Annotated in this window: 17 protein-coding genes; 9 read left to right on the top strand and 8 right to left on the bottom strand. The window is 70.4% G+C overall.

The features are described 5' to 3' along the window. Together AB0N07_RS35345 and AB0N07_RS35350 are read left to right on the top strand one after the other, a co-directional pair. On the top strand, positions 1-390 hold a 390-nt coding region (locus AB0N07_RS35345; protein WP_365842248.1), incomplete at its 5' end, for a chaplin. A 128-nt stretch (positions 391-518) separates the two neighbouring features. Next, complete coding sequence (locus tag AB0N07_RS35350) at positions 519-1373, top strand: GNAT family N-acetyltransferase (protein WP_365842250.1); 855 nt, start codon at positions 519-521, stop codon at positions 1371-1373. Here the strand turns inward: AB0N07_RS35350 and AB0N07_RS35355 are convergent. The 3 genes from AB0N07_RS35355 to AB0N07_RS35365 all read right to left on the bottom strand — a co-directional run bounded on the left by AB0N07_RS35355 (position 1370) and on the right by AB0N07_RS35365 (position 5073). Further along, complete coding sequence (locus AB0N07_RS35355; RefSeq protein WP_365842252.1) at positions 1370-2098, bottom strand: class I SAM-dependent methyltransferase; 729 nt, start codon at positions 2096-2098, stop codon at positions 1370-1372. The genes AB0N07_RS35350 and AB0N07_RS35355 overlap by 4 nt on opposite strands. Next, on the bottom strand, positions 2095-3735 hold the full coding sequence (locus AB0N07_RS35360; RefSeq protein ID WP_365842254.1) for a PAS domain-containing protein: 1641 nt from the start codon (positions 3733-3735) through the stop codon (positions 2095-2097). Before AB0N07_RS35360 ends, AB0N07_RS35355 begins: the two co-directional genes overlap by 4 nt. A 120-nt stretch (positions 3736-3855) precedes the next feature. Then, positions 3856-5073, bottom strand: a complete 1218-nt coding sequence (locus AB0N07_RS35365; RefSeq protein WP_365842256.1) for an MFS transporter — start codon at positions 5071-5073, stop codon at positions 3856-3858. Between the two features lie 58 nt (positions 5074-5131). Between AB0N07_RS35365 and AB0N07_RS35370 the strand changes: the two genes are divergently transcribed. Genes AB0N07_RS35370 through AB0N07_RS35380 form a run of 3 tightly spaced genes read left to right on the top strand, consistent with a single transcriptional unit; the run spans position 5132 to position 7301 of the window. Beyond that, positions 5132-5506 (top strand): MerR family transcriptional regulator, encoded by a 375-nt coding sequence (locus tag AB0N07_RS35370; RefSeq protein ID WP_365842258.1) that lies wholly within the window; start codon positions 5132-5134, stop codon positions 5504-5506. 40 nt (positions 5507-5546) lie between these two features. Next, a complete protein-coding gene (locus tag AB0N07_RS35375; RefSeq protein WP_365842260.1) occupies positions 5547-6323 on the top strand; it encodes a GNAT family N-acetyltransferase in 777 nt (258 codons plus the stop codon). Between the two features lie 57 nt (positions 6324-6380). Further along, positions 6381-7301: an NAD(P)-dependent oxidoreductase gene (locus AB0N07_RS35380; protein WP_365842262.1), complete on the top strand. Its 921-nt coding sequence runs from the start codon at positions 6381-6383 to the stop codon at positions 7299-7301. A gap of 377 nt (positions 7302-7678) precedes the next feature. Here the strand turns inward: AB0N07_RS35380 and AB0N07_RS35385 are convergent, their stop codons facing one another. After that, positions 7679-7942 (bottom strand): GlsB/YeaQ/YmgE family stress response membrane protein, encoded by a 264-nt coding sequence (locus tag AB0N07_RS35385; protein WP_365842264.1) that lies wholly within the window; start codon positions 7940-7942, stop codon positions 7679-7681. Between the two features lie 278 nt (positions 7943-8220). On the opposite strand from AB0N07_RS35385, the gene AB0N07_RS35390 reads away from it, so the two are divergent. Beyond that, a complete protein-coding gene (locus AB0N07_RS35390) occupies positions 8221-9672 on the top strand; it encodes a hydrolase (RefSeq protein ID WP_365842266.1) in 1452 nt (483 codons plus the stop codon). A 39-nt stretch (positions 9673-9711) separates the two neighbouring features. Here the strand turns inward: AB0N07_RS35390 and AB0N07_RS35395 are convergent, their stop codons facing one another. After that, positions 9712-12414: an exo-beta-D-glucosaminidase gene (locus tag AB0N07_RS35395; RefSeq protein ID WP_365842268.1), complete on the bottom strand. Its 2703-nt coding sequence runs from the start codon at positions 12412-12414 to the stop codon at positions 9712-9714. 103 nt (positions 12415-12517) lie between these two features. Continuing rightward, entirely contained in the window at positions 12518-13702 is a 1185-nt protein-coding gene (locus tag AB0N07_RS35400) for an ROK family protein (protein ID WP_365842270.1), read from the bottom strand. A 157-nt stretch (positions 13703-13859) separates the two neighbouring features. On the opposite strand from AB0N07_RS35400, the gene AB0N07_RS35405 reads away from it, so the two are divergent. Together AB0N07_RS35405 and AB0N07_RS35410 are read left to right on the top strand one after the other, a co-directional pair. Then, positions 13860-15317, top strand: a complete 1458-nt coding sequence (locus tag AB0N07_RS35405; protein WP_365842272.1) for an APC family permease — start codon at positions 13860-13862, stop codon at positions 15315-15317. Positions 15318-15481: 164 nt separating this feature from the next. Continuing rightward, the gene (locus tag AB0N07_RS35410) at positions 15482-16252 is read left to right on the top strand and encodes a metalloregulator ArsR/SmtB family transcription factor (RefSeq protein ID WP_365842274.1); all 771 of its coding nucleotides are present in this window, start codon (positions 15482-15484) and stop codon (positions 16250-16252) included. A 77-nt stretch (positions 16253-16329) separates the two neighbouring features. Here AB0N07_RS35410 and AB0N07_RS35415 read toward each other — a convergent pair whose 3' ends face one another. Beyond that, positions 16330-16773 carry an SPW repeat protein gene (locus AB0N07_RS35415; RefSeq protein ID WP_365842276.1) on the bottom strand — a complete coding sequence of 148 codons (444 nt, stop codon included), beginning with the start codon at positions 16771-16773 and terminating at the stop codon, positions 16330-16332. A gap of 209 nt (positions 16774-16982) precedes the next feature. Here AB0N07_RS35415 and AB0N07_RS35420 point away from each other — a divergent pair, with 209 nt between their 5' ends. Then, the gene (locus tag AB0N07_RS35420) at positions 16983-17174 is read left to right on the top strand and encodes a hypothetical protein (RefSeq protein ID WP_365842278.1); all 192 of its coding nucleotides are present in this window, start codon (positions 16983-16985) and stop codon (positions 17172-17174) included. A gap of 12 nt (positions 17175-17186) precedes the next feature. On the opposite strand, the gene AB0N07_RS35425 is transcribed toward AB0N07_RS35420, so the two are convergent. Next, complete coding sequence (locus tag AB0N07_RS35425) at positions 17187-18071, bottom strand: LysR family transcriptional regulator (RefSeq protein WP_365842280.1); 885 nt, start codon at positions 18069-18071, stop codon at positions 17187-17189. Between the last annotated feature and the right edge of the window lie 115 nt (positions 18072-18186).

The raw sequence follows: 18186 nt of genomic DNA on the forward strand, positions 1-18186 counted from the left end.
GCGGGCGGCTCCTCCACCGGCGGCAGCACGGCCCACGGCAGCGGAAAGGATTCGCCGGGCGTGATCTCCGGCAACACCGTCCAGCTCCCGGTGCATGTCCCGGTCGACGTCAGCGGGAACACGGCCGACGTGATCGGCGTCGGCAACACGGCCGACGGCAACAAGTCCACGAACACCTCCGGCGGTCACACCCACCACTGCACCAAGCCCGCACCGGCCCGGGCGCATCCGCAGCCCGCGACCGCCCGGCACGCTGTACCACGGCAGGCGGCGGCATCCCTCGCCCACACCGGCACCGGCCCGACACTTCCCGCCGCCGTGGCGAGCGCCGCCCTGGTGCTGAGTGGAGCCGCCCTCCGCCGCCGCTTCCGCCCACGCGCGGTGCGCTGAGCCCGCCCGCCCGGCCAACGGCTCAATCACACCGTGACGCGCCCCGCAAGATCCGCAAGGATGCTGCGGGGCGCGGTCGATCACCGCGCCCCTTGTCCGCCGTACCCATCACGGAATGGAGCGCACGCATGACCTCCGCTGCCCTCGAAGACCTCGTCGTCACCCAGGCAGGGCCCGAGGACTGGCCGGTGATCAGCGGATGGGCCGCGGACGAGGGGTGGAACCCGGGAGCGGCCGACGAGGCGGCGTTCTTCGCGCAGGACCCCGACGGCTTCTTCCTCGGCCGGATCGACGGCGAACCGGTGTCGGCGATCTCCGTCGTCAACTACGGCCCCGACTACGCCTTCCTCGGCTGCTACCTCGTCCGGCCCGACCTGCGCGGCCGCGGCCACGGCCTCACCACCTGGAAGACCGCGCTGGCCCACGCGGGCAGCCGCACCATCGGTCTCGACGGGGTCGTGGCCCAGCAGGACAACTACCGCCGCTCCGGCTTCGAACTCGCCCACCGCACCGTCCGGTTCACCGGAACCGCGCCCGCGGCCGAGGCCCCGGCCGGCGTGCACCGTGCGCAGGAGACCGACCTCGGCGACCTCACCGCCTACGACAGCGCCTGCTACCCGGCCGACCGCCCCCGCTTCCTGGCCCACTGGCTCACCGGTACCGGACACCGCGCCCTCGTCCGCCGCACCGGCGACCGTGTCACCGGCTACGGAGTGATCCGCCCCGGCCACGACTCGCTCCGCATCGGCCCGCTCTTCGCCGACACCGCCGAGGACGCGCAGGCCCTGTTCACCGCCCTGACCGCCGAGGCGGCCGGCAGCGAGATCGCCGTGGACGTGCCCGAGACCAACGCGCCGGGCATCGCCCTGGCCGAACGGGCAGGGCTCACTCCCTCCTTCGAGACGGCCCGCATGTACACGGGCCCCGTGCGCCCCTACGCCCAGGACCGCGTCTTCGGCGTGACGACACTGGAACTCGGCTAACGCGCCACCGCCGTGAGCAGCACCATCCCCGAGTCCCCGTAGTCCGGCAGGGTCGGGTCGGCGTCGATGTGGCAGACGGACAGGTCGCGGGTCATGGGGGTGAACACCCTGGTCACGATGGACGGGTCCACCGGGCAGCCCGGCCAGCGCGACACCGGCCCGATGCGGTAGGTGGGCATGTTCTCCATGAAGGCGGCCACCAGGTGCCCGCCGGGGACCACGCAGCGGACGAACGCGCGGCAGAAGTCCGTGAACTCCGCGTAGTCCTCGGTGGCGCCCTCGGCGACGAAGTGCATGGACGCCAGCTCGTACCCGGCCGGCTCCAGCTCCCTGACGTCCGCGTGGACGACGTTGACATGCGCGAGCGCCCCGGCCAGCGTGGCCGGCAGACCGGGGTTGAGGCGTCGGCACAGCGCATGGAACGGCAGCCAGCTGGCGTCCGGGCCGCACTGGATCTGGCGCTCCAGGTAGGCGATGTTGCTCGCCCCCGCGTCGACGGCCTCGATCCGGCGGCTCGCGGCGGCGGCGAGGATCAGGGGATACAGGTTGGGTCCGGCCCCGAACTCCACCGAGCGCTCGATGCAGCCCGGCGCGAAGCGGCGGTAGAACGCCGAGTGGTGGGTGATGACCGCCGCGTCGGAGGGGCGCAGATCGCGGTAGTTCTCCGCGAGGTAGTCCGCGACCGGCCAACGGTCCCAGTCGACGTCGTCGTTGTGCGTCTTCATGGCCGTCTCAGACCTTCGCACTCAGCGGAAACCGCGCGGCCGGCCGGGTCAGGGTGCCGTTCAGCCGCTCGATGCCCTCGTCCCGGTTCAGTGCCGTGATCTGGATCCGGAAGCCCACCCGGTCCCGCGGCACCAGCGGATAGGCGGCCGGCGTCACGTACATGCCCTCCTCCCACAGGAACGCCCCGACCGCGTCGAGGTCGTCCGCGTCGCCCGGCGGGATCTCGATGGTCGGCAGCCGGTCCGTGTTCAGCGTCCCGACGTCCAGTCCGTCGAGGTGCTCCCGCACCCGGCCGGCCCTGCGGTGCAGCTCGGCGCGCAGCACGTCCCCGCGGCGGTCGTCGACCTCCAGCCCGGCCGGCGCCGTGGCCAGGGCGAGGAAGGCGAGCAGCGACGAGTGCGCCTTCGAGAACCGTCAGCTCACGCGCCGCACGGTGCCGGTCCCGCGGGCCGACGAGGTCGGGGAGCGATTCGCCGGCCACGTCACTGGTGCCGAAGACGGTCGCCGCGGAGAGGCCGGCGTACCGGATGGTGTTGTCGTCCTCCACGATGAGGATGACGTCCGAGGTGTTGCGCACCAGCGTGCGGAAGTACGCCTCGCTCTCCCCGCGGACGATCTCCTGGCGCAAGGCGATCCGCTCCATGGCCGGCCCCGCGTGCGAGGCCACGATCTCAATCGGGCCCCGCCTCTCGGCGAGCGTCTCGGCCGGTCCGGCGACCAGCAGGACGACCGGGACGTCTCCGTACGGGCGGTCGGGCGGGATCATGAGGCAGACCAGGACGGTTGCCGCTTCGTCCAGTTCGGCACCGGTGTCCGTACCCAGGTCGCGGGCGTGCACGATCTGCGCGTGATACGGCGCGCGTTCGGCGGGCAGCAGCAGGGTCCGGTGACCGACCATGGTGCCCAGGAGCAGGTCGACGGCGGCCCCGCAGGACCGCGCGACCTCCTGCTGCCGGACCGCCGAGACCGTCGAGGCGGAGCCCTGCTGGGGCAGGGCGGCGGTCGGCTGCACCATGCCCGGGCGCAGCGCGGCCTGGCCCCGGGCGGTGCAGAACACCATCCAGCCCGAGGCCGACACCGTCGCCGCCTGCCAGGTCTCGTCGAGTTGCAGGATGCCGTAGGCGATGTCGAAGCCGAGCAGTGTCACCGTCCCCACGACCAGGTACTGCACCGACCGGTTGTGCCGGTCGACCGGATTCGGCGTCAGCAGCCGTGCCGGCAGGGCCAGGACCAGGACGTCACCGAGGATGATCAGCGCGTCGAGCGGACTCGGCAGGTCGTGGCCCGCCCAGCGGTATCGGACCAGGCCGGACAGCCCGATGGCGAGGAGCGGATACGTGCTGAGGCAGGAGGCGTCCGCGGGGGAGGGGAACGGGTTGGAGGCGTGGAAGTACTCCTCGACGACGTTGTAGTAGGTGCCGCCCGCGACGAAGGTGAGCGGTGCGGCGGCGAGTACCCACCAGGGCCAGCGGTGTGCGGGCCGGTTGACCTTGCTGCCGATGAGCACGGCGGCGGTGCCGGAGAGGCCGATGACGGCCCAGACGGGGCCGCGCGCGGTGCGTACCGTCAGGTAGACGGCCGTGGCGGCAGCCACCAACGCCATATGTGCGGCCATCAGCCGCTTTGCCGGCAGCAAGGGCAAGCGCCTCCCCCCGTTGGAGGAGACCGGGCCGTCCACCTGGTCTGGTCGTCCTGGCTTTCTAGATCGTAGGCACTGCGGCCGGACGAGTGCATCTCGGGAGGAGGCACCGAGCCGTCACCACCGTGGCGTACGGGCCTGCGCGCTTCGTCTGGTCGGGAAGGCGTGCCGACGGGCGAGTGCCACGGTGACGAGGGCCGCCGTGATCAGGGGCAGTGCGGTCCAGGGCAGCGCCCCCGGGCCCAGTTTCTCCAGCGTCACACCGCCGGTCAGTGAACCCGCGGCGATGCCCGCGTTGTACACGGTGGTCTGCAAGGAGGTGGCCACGTCCGCGTGGGCGGGACCCGAGGCGTCGACCAGCGCGGTCTGGATCAGCGTGGGCGCACCGCCGAACGCCACGCCCCACAGCGCGACCGAGACCATCAGCACGGCGGGCGCGCGGGCGTACAGGGCGAGGACGGGCATCGCGGCCGCGCACAGTGCGAGTGCGCCGAGCAGCGTGGCCCGCAGATGCCGGTCGACGACCACCCCGGTGATCCAGATCCCGGCCGGCGTGGCTGCCCCGAACACCAGCAGCACCACATCCGTACGACCGAAACCGGCGTGCGCGGCGAACGGGGCGACGTATGTGTACATCACCTGGTGTCCGAGGAGCAGCAGCAGCGTGACGGACAGGACGGCGGGCAGCCCCGGCAGCAGCGCCACCCCGGCGAGCGGCAGGCGTGCATCCGGCGCCTCGCCCGCAAACCCGGGCACCCGCCACCGCACCCAGCCGACCAGCAGCACCGCCAGCCCGGCCAGCACCCCGAACGCCGTCCGCCAGCCCAGCGCCCCCGCCAGCGCGGCCCCCGCCGGCACTCCCAGGGCCAGGGCCAGCGTGATCCCGGCCAGCACGATCGCGATCGCCCGTCCCCGCCGCTCGGCCGGCACCATCCGGGCCGCGTACCCGACGAGCATCGCCCACAGCAGACCGCCCATGCACCCGGCGAACAGCCGTGCCGCAAAGGTGAGGCCGTACGACGACGACAGCGCGACCACCGCATTGCTCACCGCGAACCCCAGCAGTGCGCCGGTCAGCACCGGTCGCCGGGGCAGCCCTCGCAACAGCGCGGTGAGCGGGATCGCCGCCGTGAAGGAGGCGGCGGCGTACCCGGTGACCAGGAACCCGACGCGCGTCTCGGAGACACCCAACGCCGGTGCCATCCGGGGCAGCAGACCCGCCGGGAGCAGTTCGGTCATGACGGCGGTGAAGGCGGCCGTGGACAGGGCGAGCAGCCCCGGCCACGGCAGCGGAACAGGCATGGCGGTGCCCTTGGCCATGAATGTGGTGGACATGCGACCATGCTCGGACCTTCACATCAGTGTGAAGGCAAGGGCGACCCCGGAGGCGGCCATGAAGATCGGCGAACTCTCCCGCCGCACCGGTGTCCCCACCAGGCTGCTGCGCTACTACGAGGAGCAGCGCCTCCTCAGCCCCGACCGTACCGAGAACGGCTACCGCGACTACGGCGAGCCCGCGGTCCAGGACGTCCAGCAGATCCGCGGGCTGCTGGACTCCGGTCTGACCACGGAGATGATCCGGGCGATCCTGCCCTACCTGTCCGGCCCGGACGAGATCCTGCTGCCCGGCGAATGCCTGACCCCCGAGACCGCCGCACTGCTCCAGGCCCATCTCGACCGCATCCAGGCGCGCATCGACTGCCTGGCCCGCAACCGGGACCGGCTGAGCGCATACCTGGCGGCGGTACGGCCGAAGGGGAGCCCGTAAACCTGTTGCCGCAGCCGCCCCCGGATGCTGGAGTGAGCACATGGATCATGCCGGGGTGCTCGCCCTCTTCGACCGTGACATGCGCGAAGGCGCCCGGCCCGACGGCCCCGACGCACGCGTCGAGCGGGTCGGAGGCGTGGTCCGCCACGTCTCCTCGGCCCACGGCTGGAACGCCGTCGTCTGGTCCGGTCTCGACGAGACGGGCGCCGACCCGGCGATCGCCGAGCAGGTCGGGTACTTCTCCGGCCTGGGCCGCGAGTTCGAGTGGAAGCTGTACGGGCACGACCGGCCGGTCGATCTGGGACAGCGGCTGAGGGCCGCCGGATTCGAGCCGGAGCCCGAGGAGGCGCTGATGATCGCCGAGGTGGCCGGCCTCGACGTCGACGCCAAGCCGCCCGAGGGCATCCGTCTGCTGCCGGTCACCGACGCGGCGGGCGTCGACCTGGTGGTGGACGTGCACGAGAAGGCCTTCGGCACCGACGGCTCCCGCCTGCGCCACCAACTGCTGGCCCAGCTCACCGGGGAGCCGGACACGGTCCTCGCCACCGTCGCCCTCGCCGGCGACGAGCCGGTGAGCGCGGCCCGTATGGAACTCGTGCCCGGCACCCGGTTCGCCGGCCTGTGGGGCGGCGGCACCGTCGAGGCCTGGCGCGGCCGCGGCATCTACCGTGCCCTGGTCGCCCACCGCGCCCGCGCCGCCGCGCAGCGCGGCTACCGCTACCTTCAGGTGGACGCCTCCAGTCAGAGCCGCCCCATCCTCGAACGGCTGGGCTTCGAGCCCCTGACCACGACGACGCCCTACATCTACGTGCCGTAGCCGGGGACGCATCCACCACGATGTCACATCCGCGGCCGCCCGATCCGTCGCACGGTCATGACGACGAACCAGAAGAACCAGAGCATCCTCCTCGCCGGAGCCAGTGGCATCCTCGGCGCTCACATCACCCGCGTCCTGACCGAGGCCGGCCACAAGGTCACCGGCCTCGGCCGGGGACCGGCGAACGGCGTCCGGGCCGACCTCATGGACCGTGACGCGCTGCTGCGCGCCGTCGACGGACAGCACTTCGACACCGTCATCCACGCCGCGACCGCCCTGCGCAAGGCGCCCATGCGCCACCGCGACATGCATGCCACCGACGCGCTGCGCATCGCCGGCACCGCGCACCTCGTGGAGGCCGCGCAGGCCACCGGCGCCGAGCGCTTCGTGAGTGAGTCGATGGTCTTCGGCTATGGCTACGGGGACTTCGGCGAGCATGTGATCACCGAGGACGACCCGTTCGGCCCGCGCGGCACCACACCGGAGCTGGAACGGCACGTCGAGGGCATGCGTATCAAGGAACAACTCACCTTCGAGGCCACCGGTCTTGCGGGCATCTCGCTGCGCTTCGGCCTGTTCTACGGCCCCGGTGGCACCGACGCCATCCTGCCCATGCTGCGCAAGCGGCAACTGCCCGCCCCCGCGGACCACGGCCGGGTCCTGCCGTGGACCGAACTCACCGACGCGGCACGCGCGGTGGCCGCCGCCGTCGAACACGGCCGCGCCGGCCAGGCGTACAACATCACCGACCGCACCCCGCTCGGGTTCCGGGCCCATGTCCTGTGCGTGGCCGAGCAGTTCGGCCTGCCCAAGCCGATGACGGTGCCGCTGTGGTTCACCAGGCCGATGTCGTACGCGCACATGATGTTCCTGACCAGCATGCGTGTGTCCTCGGCGAAGGCGGAGCGGGAACTGGGCTGGACGCCCCGCTACCCGTCCAGCCGCGAAGGGCTCGCCGCGCTGGCGGCTCGACGGTGAATTCCAACTCCGGGGCCGTTCGGACCCTTGTCCAGGGCCGAACGGCCCCGCCTCACGGGCCACTCCGGCTGGAAACCTCTGGAGAGGAAACAGCCGCCCCGGGGGACAGCCTCCCGATGTGCCCGACTCTCCCGCTGAGGGTGCACGGTCGAGGCGGCAGGCCCGCCGACCGCCGAGGGGAGCCGCGTCGGCGGGCCTGACTCCGGGGCCCCGCTGCCCCACACGCTTGGCCGGGGAGAGGATGCGGAACGCGCAATTCGGCAGGTCTCCGCGAGCCCTCTCCGCGAGCCACGGGGCAGCGCCGACGGCACCCGGGCGAGGCGCGCAGCGCCCCGGCCCGGGCTCGAATTGGCCGGTGTGCCACCGCGGTTGTCGGGTCAGCGGCGGGCCCTCGAACGGTCCAGGGCAGCGACGCCGAGCGCGGCGAGGCCGATCTGGATGAGCCACTCGATCCAGTCGATGCCCTTGGTGTCTGCCACGCCGAAGGCATGGGCGATCGCCGATCCGATCAGTGCGGCCACGATGCCGACGAGGATCGTCAGCACGATGCCGATGTGCTGCCGCCCCGGGACGACCAGCCGGCCGAGCACACCGATGATGATGCCGATCACGATGGCACTGATGATGCCTGAGATCTCCATCTTCGCCCCTCTTTGTCAAGGCCCCCGCACTATCCGGATGCCCACTGCCGCGGGGGACAGTCCGTTCCGCTTCAACCACGGGTCAACGCCGGGTCAATCTCCGTCCGATGGGCCCGGCGACTCCTGTTCAGCCCCACTTCTGCCATGTACGGTTCAAGCAATCGGCCGCCGCCAGTGGTGCGGCCGAATGTCTACGCGCGCAGATGCCCTGTGTCTACGCGTGTAGTTCCGGCCCCGCACCGCCCGCTCTTCCCCAACCCCACACGGAGGTACGCCGGATGCTCGCACTCACCAGATCCCGCCGAAGACTCACCACCGCCCTGGCCGCGTTCGGCCTGCTCACCGCAGCCGCGGCCGCCCAGGCAACCGTCATCGCCACACCCGCCCACGCGGCCACCACGCACCGCGTCCTGTTCGACGACGGTCACGCCGAGGAGGCCGGCAACGCCGACTGGATCATCTCCACCAGCAAGCCCGACCCGCTGGGCGAGAACTCCTCTCCGTCCTCCGAGGCCGACTGGACGGGCGCACTGTCCTCGTGGGGCGTGGCCCTGCAGAAGACCGGCAGCTACAGCCTCAAGACCGCCACGAGCGCCCTCACCTACGGCGGCTCGTCCGCCACGGACCTGTCGAACTTCGACACGCTCGTCCTGCCGGAGCCCAACACCCTCTTCACCACCGCCGAGAAGACGGCGATCATGACCTTCGTCAAGAACGGCGGCGGACTGTTCATGATCTCCGACCACACCGGAGCGGACCGCAACAACGACGGCTACGACGCGGTCCAGATCCTCAACGACCTGATGACCAACAACAGCGTCGACTCGACCGACCCGTTCGGCTTCTCCATCGACTCGCTGAACATCAGCTCCGACCACCCGGCCGCCATCAGCGACAGCAGCAACCCCGTGCTGCACGGCTCCTTCGGCACCGTCACCAAGAGCCTCATCGCCAACGGCACCACTGCCACTCTCAAGCCCTCGGACAACTCCTCCGTCAAGGGCCTGCTGTACCGCACCGGTTATTCCGGCAACACCGGCGCCTTCTTCCTCACCAGCACCTTCGGCAGCGGACGGGTCGCCTTCTGGGGCGACAGCTCGCCGATCGACGACGGCACCGGCCAGTCGGGCAACACCCTCTACGACGGCTGGAACGACTCCAGCGCCACCAACGCAGCCCTCGCCCTCAACGCCACCGCCTGGCTCGCCGGCGACGGCAGCAGCGGCGGCGGTGGCGGCGGGGGTGGCGGTGGCACCTGCACCGCCGCCCAGCTCCTCGGCAACAACGGCTTCGAGTCGGGCAACAGCACGTGGAGCGCCTCCAGCGGCGTCATCACCAACTCCAGCGGCGAGTCGGCCCGTACGGGCTCGTACTACGCCTGGCTGGACGGCTACGGCACCGCCACCACCGACACGCTCTCCCAGTCGGTGACCATCCCGTCCGGCTGCACCACCGCCGCCCTGAGCTTCTATCTGCACGTCGACACGGCGGAGACCAGCACCAGCACGGCCTACGACACGCTCAAGGTCCAGGTGCTCAACAGCTCCGGGACCGTGCTGGGAACTCTGGCGACGTATTCGAACCTGAACGCCGCCGGCGGCTACACCCAGCGCAGCTTCAGTCTGGCGAGCTACGCAGGCCAGACCGTCACCCTCAAGTTCACCGGTACCGAGGGCTCCACGCTGCAGACGTCCTTCGTCATCGACGACACGGCACTCAACGTCAGCTGACGCCCGTGGGGCCCGGTCTCCGCGCCGGGCCCCGCACGGTCATGCGGCCGGGACCGTACGCTCCGCCGTGTTCCACCCGGAGACCCGCACCCGCGGCAGCGACCCGCGCAGATCCGCCGTCCGGTAGGTCGCGGTCAACGTGACCGTCTCGCCCGGCCAGAGTCCGACCTCGTTGTCCGACCACTCGACGGGCAGCACCGGCTTACCCTGCGTGTCGACGAGATGGACGTCGGTGAACAGGGCCGGCGTCTTCCCGCTGCCGGTGTTGCGCAGGGTCACGGTCGTGGTAGCCGTCTCGCCGGACACCTCCGTCGACGCCGTCGCCGACAGCGGCACCTGCGCCATCGCGCTGAGGCCCGTCAGGTCGGCGTAGCTGGTCGTCGGCGTGTAGTACCAGTCGGTGTGGGCCCAGTCGAGGGTGTCGGGCCTGGTGGACAGCCAGTACACGTTCCGGCTGACCTCCTTGCCGGAGGAGTCGCTCAACGTCAGACGCATCAGATACGTGGCCGCCAGTCCGGACACCGACGCCGGCAGGGCGAGTGCGGTGCTGTGCGCGCCGTCCCCGCTCACCTTCACGCCGGTGACGGTCCTGTCGTACTTCTGCGTGCCGTCGGGGTTGAACAGCGTGGCCCGGGCGGTGAGCCCGGAGGCGGCCGAGTGCCGGTTGTCGACGACGACAACCGAGCGGTCGTCGTAGGAGTACTGGACGTGCAGCGGCTCGTTCGCCTTCTTGGCCCCGAAGTAGGCGCCGCCCTGGTCCAGGTAGCGGTCCATCAGCTGCCAGTGCAGCGAGGTCCAGCCGCTGTTGAACATCCAGTACACGACCCCGGTCGACGGCTTCGACGAGTCGGTGGCGTTGCGCTCGTACGCCTCGAACTGGGCGCGGACGTTCTCGTACTGGGCGAGCTGCGCCTTGCGGACGTAGTCGGCCAGGCTCGTCGGGGCGCCGTAGCGGCCGGTGAGGGCGTCGTCGTAGAGCTTGAGGGTGCCGAAGGTCGACGACGGGGAGCGATGGTACTGCCTGGCGTCCGGGTTCTTCCAGAGGGTGTCGAGTTCGGCCGGGGTCATCATGCGGCGCAGGGTGTCGAGGGTGGGGATGTCGGGGCCCGCGCTGGTCTCGGAGTTGAAGCCGGTGGCGCCGCCCTCGCGTTCGGCGTACCAGTAGTCCGGTGGGATCCAGTCGTAGGGGCCGGTCATCTTCATGCCGGAACTGCCCAGCTGGGGCGAGGAGTTGGCAGAGGCAGCGGCGATGACCGGGACCGGCCAGTCGGCGGCCTTCAGGGCGTCCAGGTAGTTCTTCTCGATCGTCGCGTCGGGTGCGAAGTCGCTGCCGATGAGGAAGGAGATCACGCTCGGGTGGTCGCGCAGCCGGGCGGCCTCGGCGGCCATCGACGCCTTGGCGACCGGGTAGTCCGCGGCGGTCCACTTGTCGCCGGGCTCGCTGCCGTTGACCTGGCCCTCCCACTTGTCGCAGCACTCCCAGCCGGGCAGCGTGAGGATGCCGTAGCGGTCGGCGAGGTCGAAGAACTCGTCGGGCTCCAGGTGGCCTTCGAGGCGGATGGTGTTCAGGCCGAGGTCGAGGGCGTACTTCAGCCGGTCCTCGACGTACGTCCGGTCCCAGCGCAGGAACTCGTCAGGTGACCAGCCGCCGCCTTTGATCAGCAGCCTGCGGCCGTTGATGCGGTACTGGCGGGCGCCGTCGGAGTTCAGTGGTGCCTGTACGTCGCGGATGCCGAAGGTCTGCTGGGTGGTGTCCGAGACGGTGCCGGAGACGGACGCGGTGAGCTTCAGGTCGTACAGCGGTTGTCCGCCCATGCCGGCCGGCCACCACACCTTCGGGGAGGTCACGTGCAGGCCGGGGACCTCGGACGGGGTGAAGCTGACGGTCTTCGTCTCGTGTGCGGCCAGCGTGAGGGTCTTCTCGAAGGTGGTCGTGCCGATGCTGCCGGAGACCGTGGTGGTCGCCGGCGCATCGGAGTCGTTGCGGGCCTGCGCCTTCACCGTCAGGTCGGCCGAGGCGAGCGAGGGCACGTCCAGCCTGGTGACCACGTGCGCGTCGCGCAGGGCGATCGGGCCGCCGCGGCGGACGAGCACGTCGCGGACGATGCCCATGTTCCCGTCGGGCGGTGGCTGGAGCCAGTCGATCCAGCCCATGGTCAGGTTCTTGTCGGGGTCGTTGGGCCGGATGCGGAAGGCGACGGTGTTCGTGCCGGAGCGGACGAGTGAAGTGACGTCCAGTTCGTGGTGGGTGTAGGCGCCGGTGACGTCCTGTGCCGTGGCGACCTGGTGGCCGTCGACGTAGACGTCGGCCGCCGGGATCACGCCGCTGAGGTCGAGGTAGGTGCGCTCGGAGGTGTCGGCGACCGTGAAGTCCGAGCGGTACCACCAGGGGACCTGGAAGTCGGCCTTGGGGATCTTCTGCTGGTTGGTCGAGTAGAACGGGTCCGCGTACACGCCGTTCGCGAGCAGGGCCGCGAGGACGGTGGAACGGGAGCCCGTCGGGTACCAGCCGGTCGTCGGGTAGCCGGGGGAGGAGATGTCGGCCGGCGGATCGGAGATCTTGGCCGTCGACTGGATCGTGTAGCCCGTCAGCGCGGTCGTGCTGCCCGGCTCGGACAAGACGCGGGTGACCCGCCTCGGCGGGGCGGACCCTCGGTCATGGGGTCCGGCCCAGGCGCTGGTCGTCAGGGAACCCGACAGACCCAGGACTACGGTGGCCGTGGCGAGACGGTGTCTGTTCACGGAGTCTCCAGCCCTTCGTAAAGTTAGGAAACTTTACTAACGGTGGTTACGCTAGGGGCGCCGAGCGGACCCTGTCAATCACCGCGGCCCGTAGCCGAGTTGGTCAGGACCCGGCCGAACGGCGCTCGAACACCACGTCCCGCGCCGTCCCGAGCGCCGTGGCCACCGCACCCAGCAGCACCGCGTCCTCGCCGAGCCGGCTGGGCACGACCTTGGGCCGCAGCGGGGTGAGCGACCGGAGGTGCTCGCGCACCGGACGCAGCAGCAGGTCCACGCTGTGGCCCACCCCGCCGCCCAGAACCACGAGATCCGGGTCGAGCACGGCCGCGGCCGCCGCCACCGTGTGGGCGATCCGCTCGCCCTCCAGCTGAACCGCCTTGACCGCGGCCTCGTTTCCCTGCCGGGCCGCGTCGAACACCGCCTTCGCGGTCAGCTGCCCGCTCATGCCGAACCGGCGCGCCGCCTCGACCACGGCCACCCCCGAGACCGCGTCCTCCAGCAGCTGTGGCTTCTGCTGTCCCGGCCAGGGCAGGAACCCGATCTCCCCGGCCAGCCCGTGCGCCCCCGTGAACAGCCGCCCCTCGCTGACCACGCCCATGCCGAGACCGGTGCCGATCAGGATGTATGCGAACAGCCGGCTGCCCGCGCCGACTCCGTAGGTGTACTCGCCGAGCGCCGCCAGATTGGCGTCGTTGTGCACCTCCAACGGGACGCCCAGCTCCTCCCGCATCCGGTCGAACAGCCCGGCGCGCCCCCAGCCCGGCAGGTGCATCGCATAGCGCACCCGGCGCCGGCGCTCGTCGTACACGCCCGGCGTGCCCACCACCGCATGCACCACCTCCTGGGCGGCCACGCCCGAGCCGCCGACCACCTGACGGGCCGTCGCCACCACCAGATCCGCCATCGCGCCCGAGCTGCGGGCCCGGTTGCGCACGTCGGAGCGGGCGACGACGGCGCCGTCCAGGTCGGCGACGGCGACCCGCAGCCAGCTGCGGCCGACGTCGATGCCGAGGGCGTAACCCGCCGCCGGGTCCGGCGCGTACAGGACGGCGGTGCGACCGCGCTCCGGTGCGAGAGTGCCGACCTCGTGGACCAGCCCGGCCGCCTCCAGCGCGGCGAGTGCGCTGGAGACGGTCGGCTTGGACAGGCCGGTGTCCCGGGCCAGCTGGGCACGCGACGCGGCGCCGCCGCTGCGCAGCCGGTCGAGCAGCAACCGCTCGTTGGTGCTGCGCAGCCGCCGGTGGTTCCAGGGCTGTTCCTGCTGGTCTGGGGCGTCACTGGCGAGCATCGCACCATTCTCACGTATGCGAGGAGCTGTTCGATGGAGCCTCTTGACGCATCAAGTAAGGCTCCTTAACTTTATCGGCCAACAGCCTCGCCGGGCGAGCCAAGGCCGGACAAGGTCAGCCATGGACAGCCCAGCGCCCGGTGCTTCAGGAGTCCTCATGCCCGGTAGTCCGCCACCCAACGGTGGTTTCGTCCGTCGCGTCGGCCTGTTCCAGGCCACCGCCATCAACATGAGCCAGATGTGCGGCATCGGCCCGTTCGTCACGATCCCGCTCATGGTCGCCGCGTTCGGCGGCCCGCAGGCCGTGATCGGCTTCGTGGCGGGTGCGCTGCTCGCGCTCGCAGACGGGCTGGTGTGGGCCGAGCTGGGCGCGGCGATGCCCGGCTCCGGCGGGAGTTACGTCTATCTGCGCCAGGCCTTCCAGTACCGCACGGGCCGGCTGATGCCGTTCCTGTTCGTGTGGACGGCGATGCTGTTCATCCCGCTGATCATGTCGACCGGTGTGGTGGGCTTCGTCCAGTACCTCGGCTATCTCGCCCCCCATCTCGGGCAGAGCTCCGGCGACCTGATCGGCCTCGGCATCATCGCCCTGGTCGTGATCCTGCTGTGGCGGGGCATCGAGCACATCGCCCGGATCACCGCCGTGATGTGGGCCGTCATGATCACCTCGGTGGTGCTGGTCATCCTGGCCGCCGCCACGGACTTCAGCACGCACCTCGCCTTCACCTACCCGGCGCACGCCTTCGACCTGGGCAGCAACCACTTCTGGCTGGGCTTCGCCGGCGGCCTGACCATCGGCATCTACGACTACCTCGGCTACAACACCACGGCCTACATGGGCGCCGAGATCAAGGACCCCGGGCGCATCCTGCCGCGCTCGATCATCTTCTCCATCCTCGGCATCATGGCGATCTACCTGCTGCTGCAGATCGGCACGCTCGGCGTGATCGACTGGCACCGCATGAGCAACCCGGACGACATCGCGTCCACGTCGGTGGCCTCGGCGGTCCTGGAGAAGACCTGGGGCAAGGGCGCGGCGGACACGGTCACCGTCCTCATCCTGATCACCGCCTTCGCCTCGGTCTTCACCGGCCTGCTGGGCGGCTCGCGGGTGCCGTACGACGCGGCCCGCGAACGCGTCTTCTTCCGCCCCTACGCCAAACTGCACCCCAAGCACCGCTTCCCGATGCTGGGCCTGGCGACCATGGGCGTGATCACGGCCGTGGGCTTCCTGATCGGGCGGCACACGGACCTGGCGACACTGATCCAGCTGCTGACGACGGTGATGGTGATCGTGCAGGCGCTGGCCCAGATCGTCGCTCTGACGGTGCTGCGCAGGCGCCAGCCGGCCCTGCAGCGGCCGTACCGCATGTGGCTCTATCCGGTGCCGAGCATCGTCGCGTTCGTCGGCTGGTGTGTGATCTACGGCTACGCGGACAAGAACTCGCCCGGCCGCCATCCCATCGAATGGTCGCTGGCCTGGCTGGCTCTGGGCTGCGTCGCCTACGTGCTCTGGGCGCGCTTCGAGAAGGTGTGGCCGTTCGGCCCGAAGGAGATCACGGAGGAGTATCTGGCGGCCACGGCGGTCTCGGACGCGGAGCCCGCGGGCGCGTAATGAAACCGCGGCCGGTGGGGGCTGGTCGCGCAGTTCCCCGCGCCCCTTGGGGGCGCGGGACCGCACCGGAAGTTCCGCAGTGGGCGGCATCCGGTTCCGTCTTCCTTGACATGCAGGTAATTGCCTGCATAACGTTGAGTGTGCGATCAGGGAGTGACTCCGGGATGGACAAGGTCTTCAAGGCGCTGGCCGACGAGACCCGCAGACGGCTGCTGGACCGACTGCACCAGCAGAACGGTCAGACGCTCGGCGAACTGTGCGAGCACATCGCGATGACACGCCAGTCGGTGACCCAGCATCTGGGTGTCCTTCAGGACGCAAACCTGGTCGGCACGGTGCGGCGGGGGAGGGAGAAGCTGCACTACCTCAACCCGGTCCCGCTCCATGAGATCCAGGAGCGGTGGATCGACAAGTTCGAGCGCCCGCGCCTGAGCGCGCTGAGCGCCGTCAAACGACGAGCCGAGGAAGCCACCATGACCGACAAACCCAGTTACGTGTACGTCACCTACATCCGAAGCACGCCCGAGAAGGTCTGGGAGGCACTCACCGACGCGGACCTGACCGCGGCCTACTGGGGTCACCGCAACGAATCGGACTGGCGGGAGGGCTCCCGCTGGGAACACGTCCGCACGGACGGCTCCCGCGTCGCCGACGTCGTCGGCACCGTCGTGGAGAGCGAACCCCCCACCCGCCTGGTCACCACCTGGGTCGACCCCCAGAACGAGGGGCAGGAGGACAAGCACTCCCGGGTGACCTTCGACATCACGCCGCACGAGGACATCGTCCGCCTCACCGTCACCCACGAGGACCTCTGGGACGAGGGCGCGCTGTCGGACGTGTCCCGCGGCTGGCCGGCGGTGCTGTCGAACCTCAAGTCGCTGCTGGAGACCGGCAGCCCACTGCCGCAGCAGCCCTGGGCGGTGCCCGGCCACTGAACGGGTGACGGGACGAGGGAAGGCCGGTCCGCGCAGAGCGCGGACCGGCCGCCATGCCGTCCTTTCCTGGTCCGTTCCTACGGCCTGGGGGCGCTCCTCGCCGCCGTACCGGCGCACATCAGCCCCAGAATCACGGCGAGCGCGCCGATGATGATGTTGTTGAGGGCCACACCGGTGTCAGGGCTGGTGCCGACGACCCAGGGTGCAATGATCATCCAGACGCCCACCGCGCAGAACGCCCAGCTGAGGCCGTACATGCGCTCGGGGGCCCGGGTGAATCCGAGGGCCAGCAGGGCGATCGCGATGCCGACGACGAGGTTGTGCGTGACCAGCGGGGGCTGGCTCGTCGTGTAGTGGAGTACCCACGGGGATACGGCGCAGTACAGACCGAGCAGGAACACCGGTCCGTCCAAGAGCGTCACATCGCGACCGCCAAGCATGCGGGCATAGCGATCCCGCATTTCGGAAACATCAGGGTGGGTGGTGATGTCCCCCCTGCTGGTGGGCGAGACGTTGGCCATGACTCGTCTCCTTTGACTCGCAGGCCTGACCGCGTCTGATGCGGTATGCGGGTAAGCGCCGCGTAAGTCCATTCTGCTCTTATTTCATATTTATGTGTAGTGGTCGGCGGGTTGCTGGGGGCGGAAGGAGTGCCTGTGGGACACGCCTCCGGCTCCCGCACATGTCTGCACAGATAGCGGGCATGCGGACCATGGAGGGTTGTAACCGCATGTCGCAAGTGGAGGTGGCTGCCGCTATGGGCGCGAAGGTGTTGGAGCGGTTTCCTGCGGGAGCTCCGCGCGGATCGTGGCCGGCGGAGGAGTACGCGGCGCGCTGCCGCGCCGAGGGCAGGCCGGCGACGGTGATCATGGACCTCAAGTCGGACGCGTTTCTCGTCGTGGTGCCGGCCGACGAGGACTGACCCGGCGCCCGCTCACGTCAGGGAGCCGCCCAGCTCGCGCGCTCGGCGCGCGAAGACCTCGTAGAGGTCCTGGGCGGCCCGGGGCGCGGAAACGGCGCGGCGGCGCTGCAGCATCAGGAGAACCTCGGTGGAGTCGTCGGCGATCGGACGGTAGGTGATCGAGCCCTGTCGCTCCAGCGGGTCGCCGATGACACTGAAGTCCGGCAGGAGTGTGGCACCCAGTCCTTCCGCCACCATCAGCTTGCCCATTTCGGCGCCGTCGGTGGAGAAGGAGAAGTCGGGGGAGCGGCCCCGCAGCAGCCGGTGCGCATAGCGGTGCATGACATAGCCGGAGCGCATCGCGATCACCGGCTCCGGACCATCGAGGACATCGTCCACCGTGACGGCGGACGACGCTGCGAGCGGACTGTCCGGGCGTAGACACAACACCGGGCGTCCGCGCAGCAGTTCGGTACTCTCGAAGTCGGCGGGCAGATCGTCGCTGTCCAGATGGTTCACCAGACCGAGGTCGAAACCCCCCTCCAGCAAAGCCCGGTGGATCTCGGACTGCTGGGCGCCCACGACCTCCACCTGCGTCATCGGATGAGCCGTGCGGAAGGCCTGCACGGCCGGGATGAGCAGCGGGACCGTGGCGGCGTTCACCGTGCCGACCCTGACCATCCGGCTGATCCTGTGCTGTTCCCCCGCCGCGCTGCGCAGCCGGTCCACCGCGTCCAGTACATCGATGATGTGCGGCAGCAGTTCCCGCCCCTCCGCGCTCATCGTCGCCCCGGACCGCTTGCGCTCCAGCAGGTCGACTCCCAGTTCCCGTTCCAGATTGCGCACCGTCTCGCTCAACGCGGGCTGGGAAAGGCGGAGTTCCTCCGCGGCCCGGCGCAGTGAACCGAGCCGGGTCACGGCCGCGATGTATTCCAGTTGTGACTGCTCAGCAGGTCGTGTGACCTGCCGCTGATCGGATCGTTGGTCTGTTCGTGGGCCTGTCGAAGCGTCGTCCGTCGTACGACGATCTCGT

This window comes from Streptomyces sp. NPDC051172, assembly GCF_040682555.1.
Classification (GTDB): Bacteria; Actinomycetota; Actinomycetes; order Streptomycetales; family Streptomycetaceae; genus Streptomyces.

Coding starts and splice junctions, on each gene's coding strand:
- AB0N07_RS35350 (WP_365842250.1), top strand. CDS start 519: ATGACCTCCGCTGCCCTCGAAGACCTCGTCGTCACCCAGGCAGGGCCC.
- AB0N07_RS35355 (WP_365842252.1), bottom strand. CDS start 2,098: ATGAAGACGCACAACGACGACGTCGACTGGGACCGTTGGCCGGTCGCG.
- AB0N07_RS35365 (WP_365842256.1), bottom strand. CDS start 5,073: ATGTCCACCACATTCATGGCCAAGGGCACCGCCATGCCTGTTCCGCTG.
- AB0N07_RS35370 (WP_365842258.1), top strand. CDS start 5,132: ATGAAGATCGGCGAACTCTCCCGCCGCACCGGTGTCCCCACCAGGCTG.
- AB0N07_RS35375 (WP_365842260.1), top strand. CDS start 5,547: ATGGATCATGCCGGGGTGCTCGCCCTCTTCGACCGTGACATGCGCGAA.
- AB0N07_RS35380 (WP_365842262.1), top strand. CDS start 6,381: ATGACGACGAACCAGAAGAACCAGAGCATCCTCCTCGCCGGAGCCAGT.
- AB0N07_RS35385 (WP_365842264.1), bottom strand. CDS start 7,942: ATGGAGATCTCAGGCATCATCAGTGCCATCGTGATCGGCATCATCATC.
- AB0N07_RS35390 (WP_365842266.1), top strand. CDS start 8,221: ATGCTCGCACTCACCAGATCCCGCCGAAGACTCACCACCGCCCTGGCC.
- AB0N07_RS35400 (WP_365842270.1), bottom strand. CDS start 13,702: ATGCTCGCCAGTGACGCCCCAGACCAGCAGGAACAGCCCTGGAACCAC.
- AB0N07_RS35405 (WP_365842272.1), top strand. CDS start 13,860: ATGCCCGGTAGTCCGCCACCCAACGGTGGTTTCGTCCGTCGCGTCGGC.
- AB0N07_RS35410 (WP_365842274.1), top strand. CDS start 15,482: ATGGACAAGGTCTTCAAGGCGCTGGCCGACGAGACCCGCAGACGGCTG.
- AB0N07_RS35415 (WP_365842276.1), bottom strand. CDS start 16,773: ATGGCCAACGTCTCGCCCACCAGCAGGGGGGACATCACCACCCACCCT.
- AB0N07_RS35420 (WP_365842278.1), top strand. CDS start 16,983: ATGTCGCAAGTGGAGGTGGCTGCCGCTATGGGCGCGAAGGTGTTGGAG.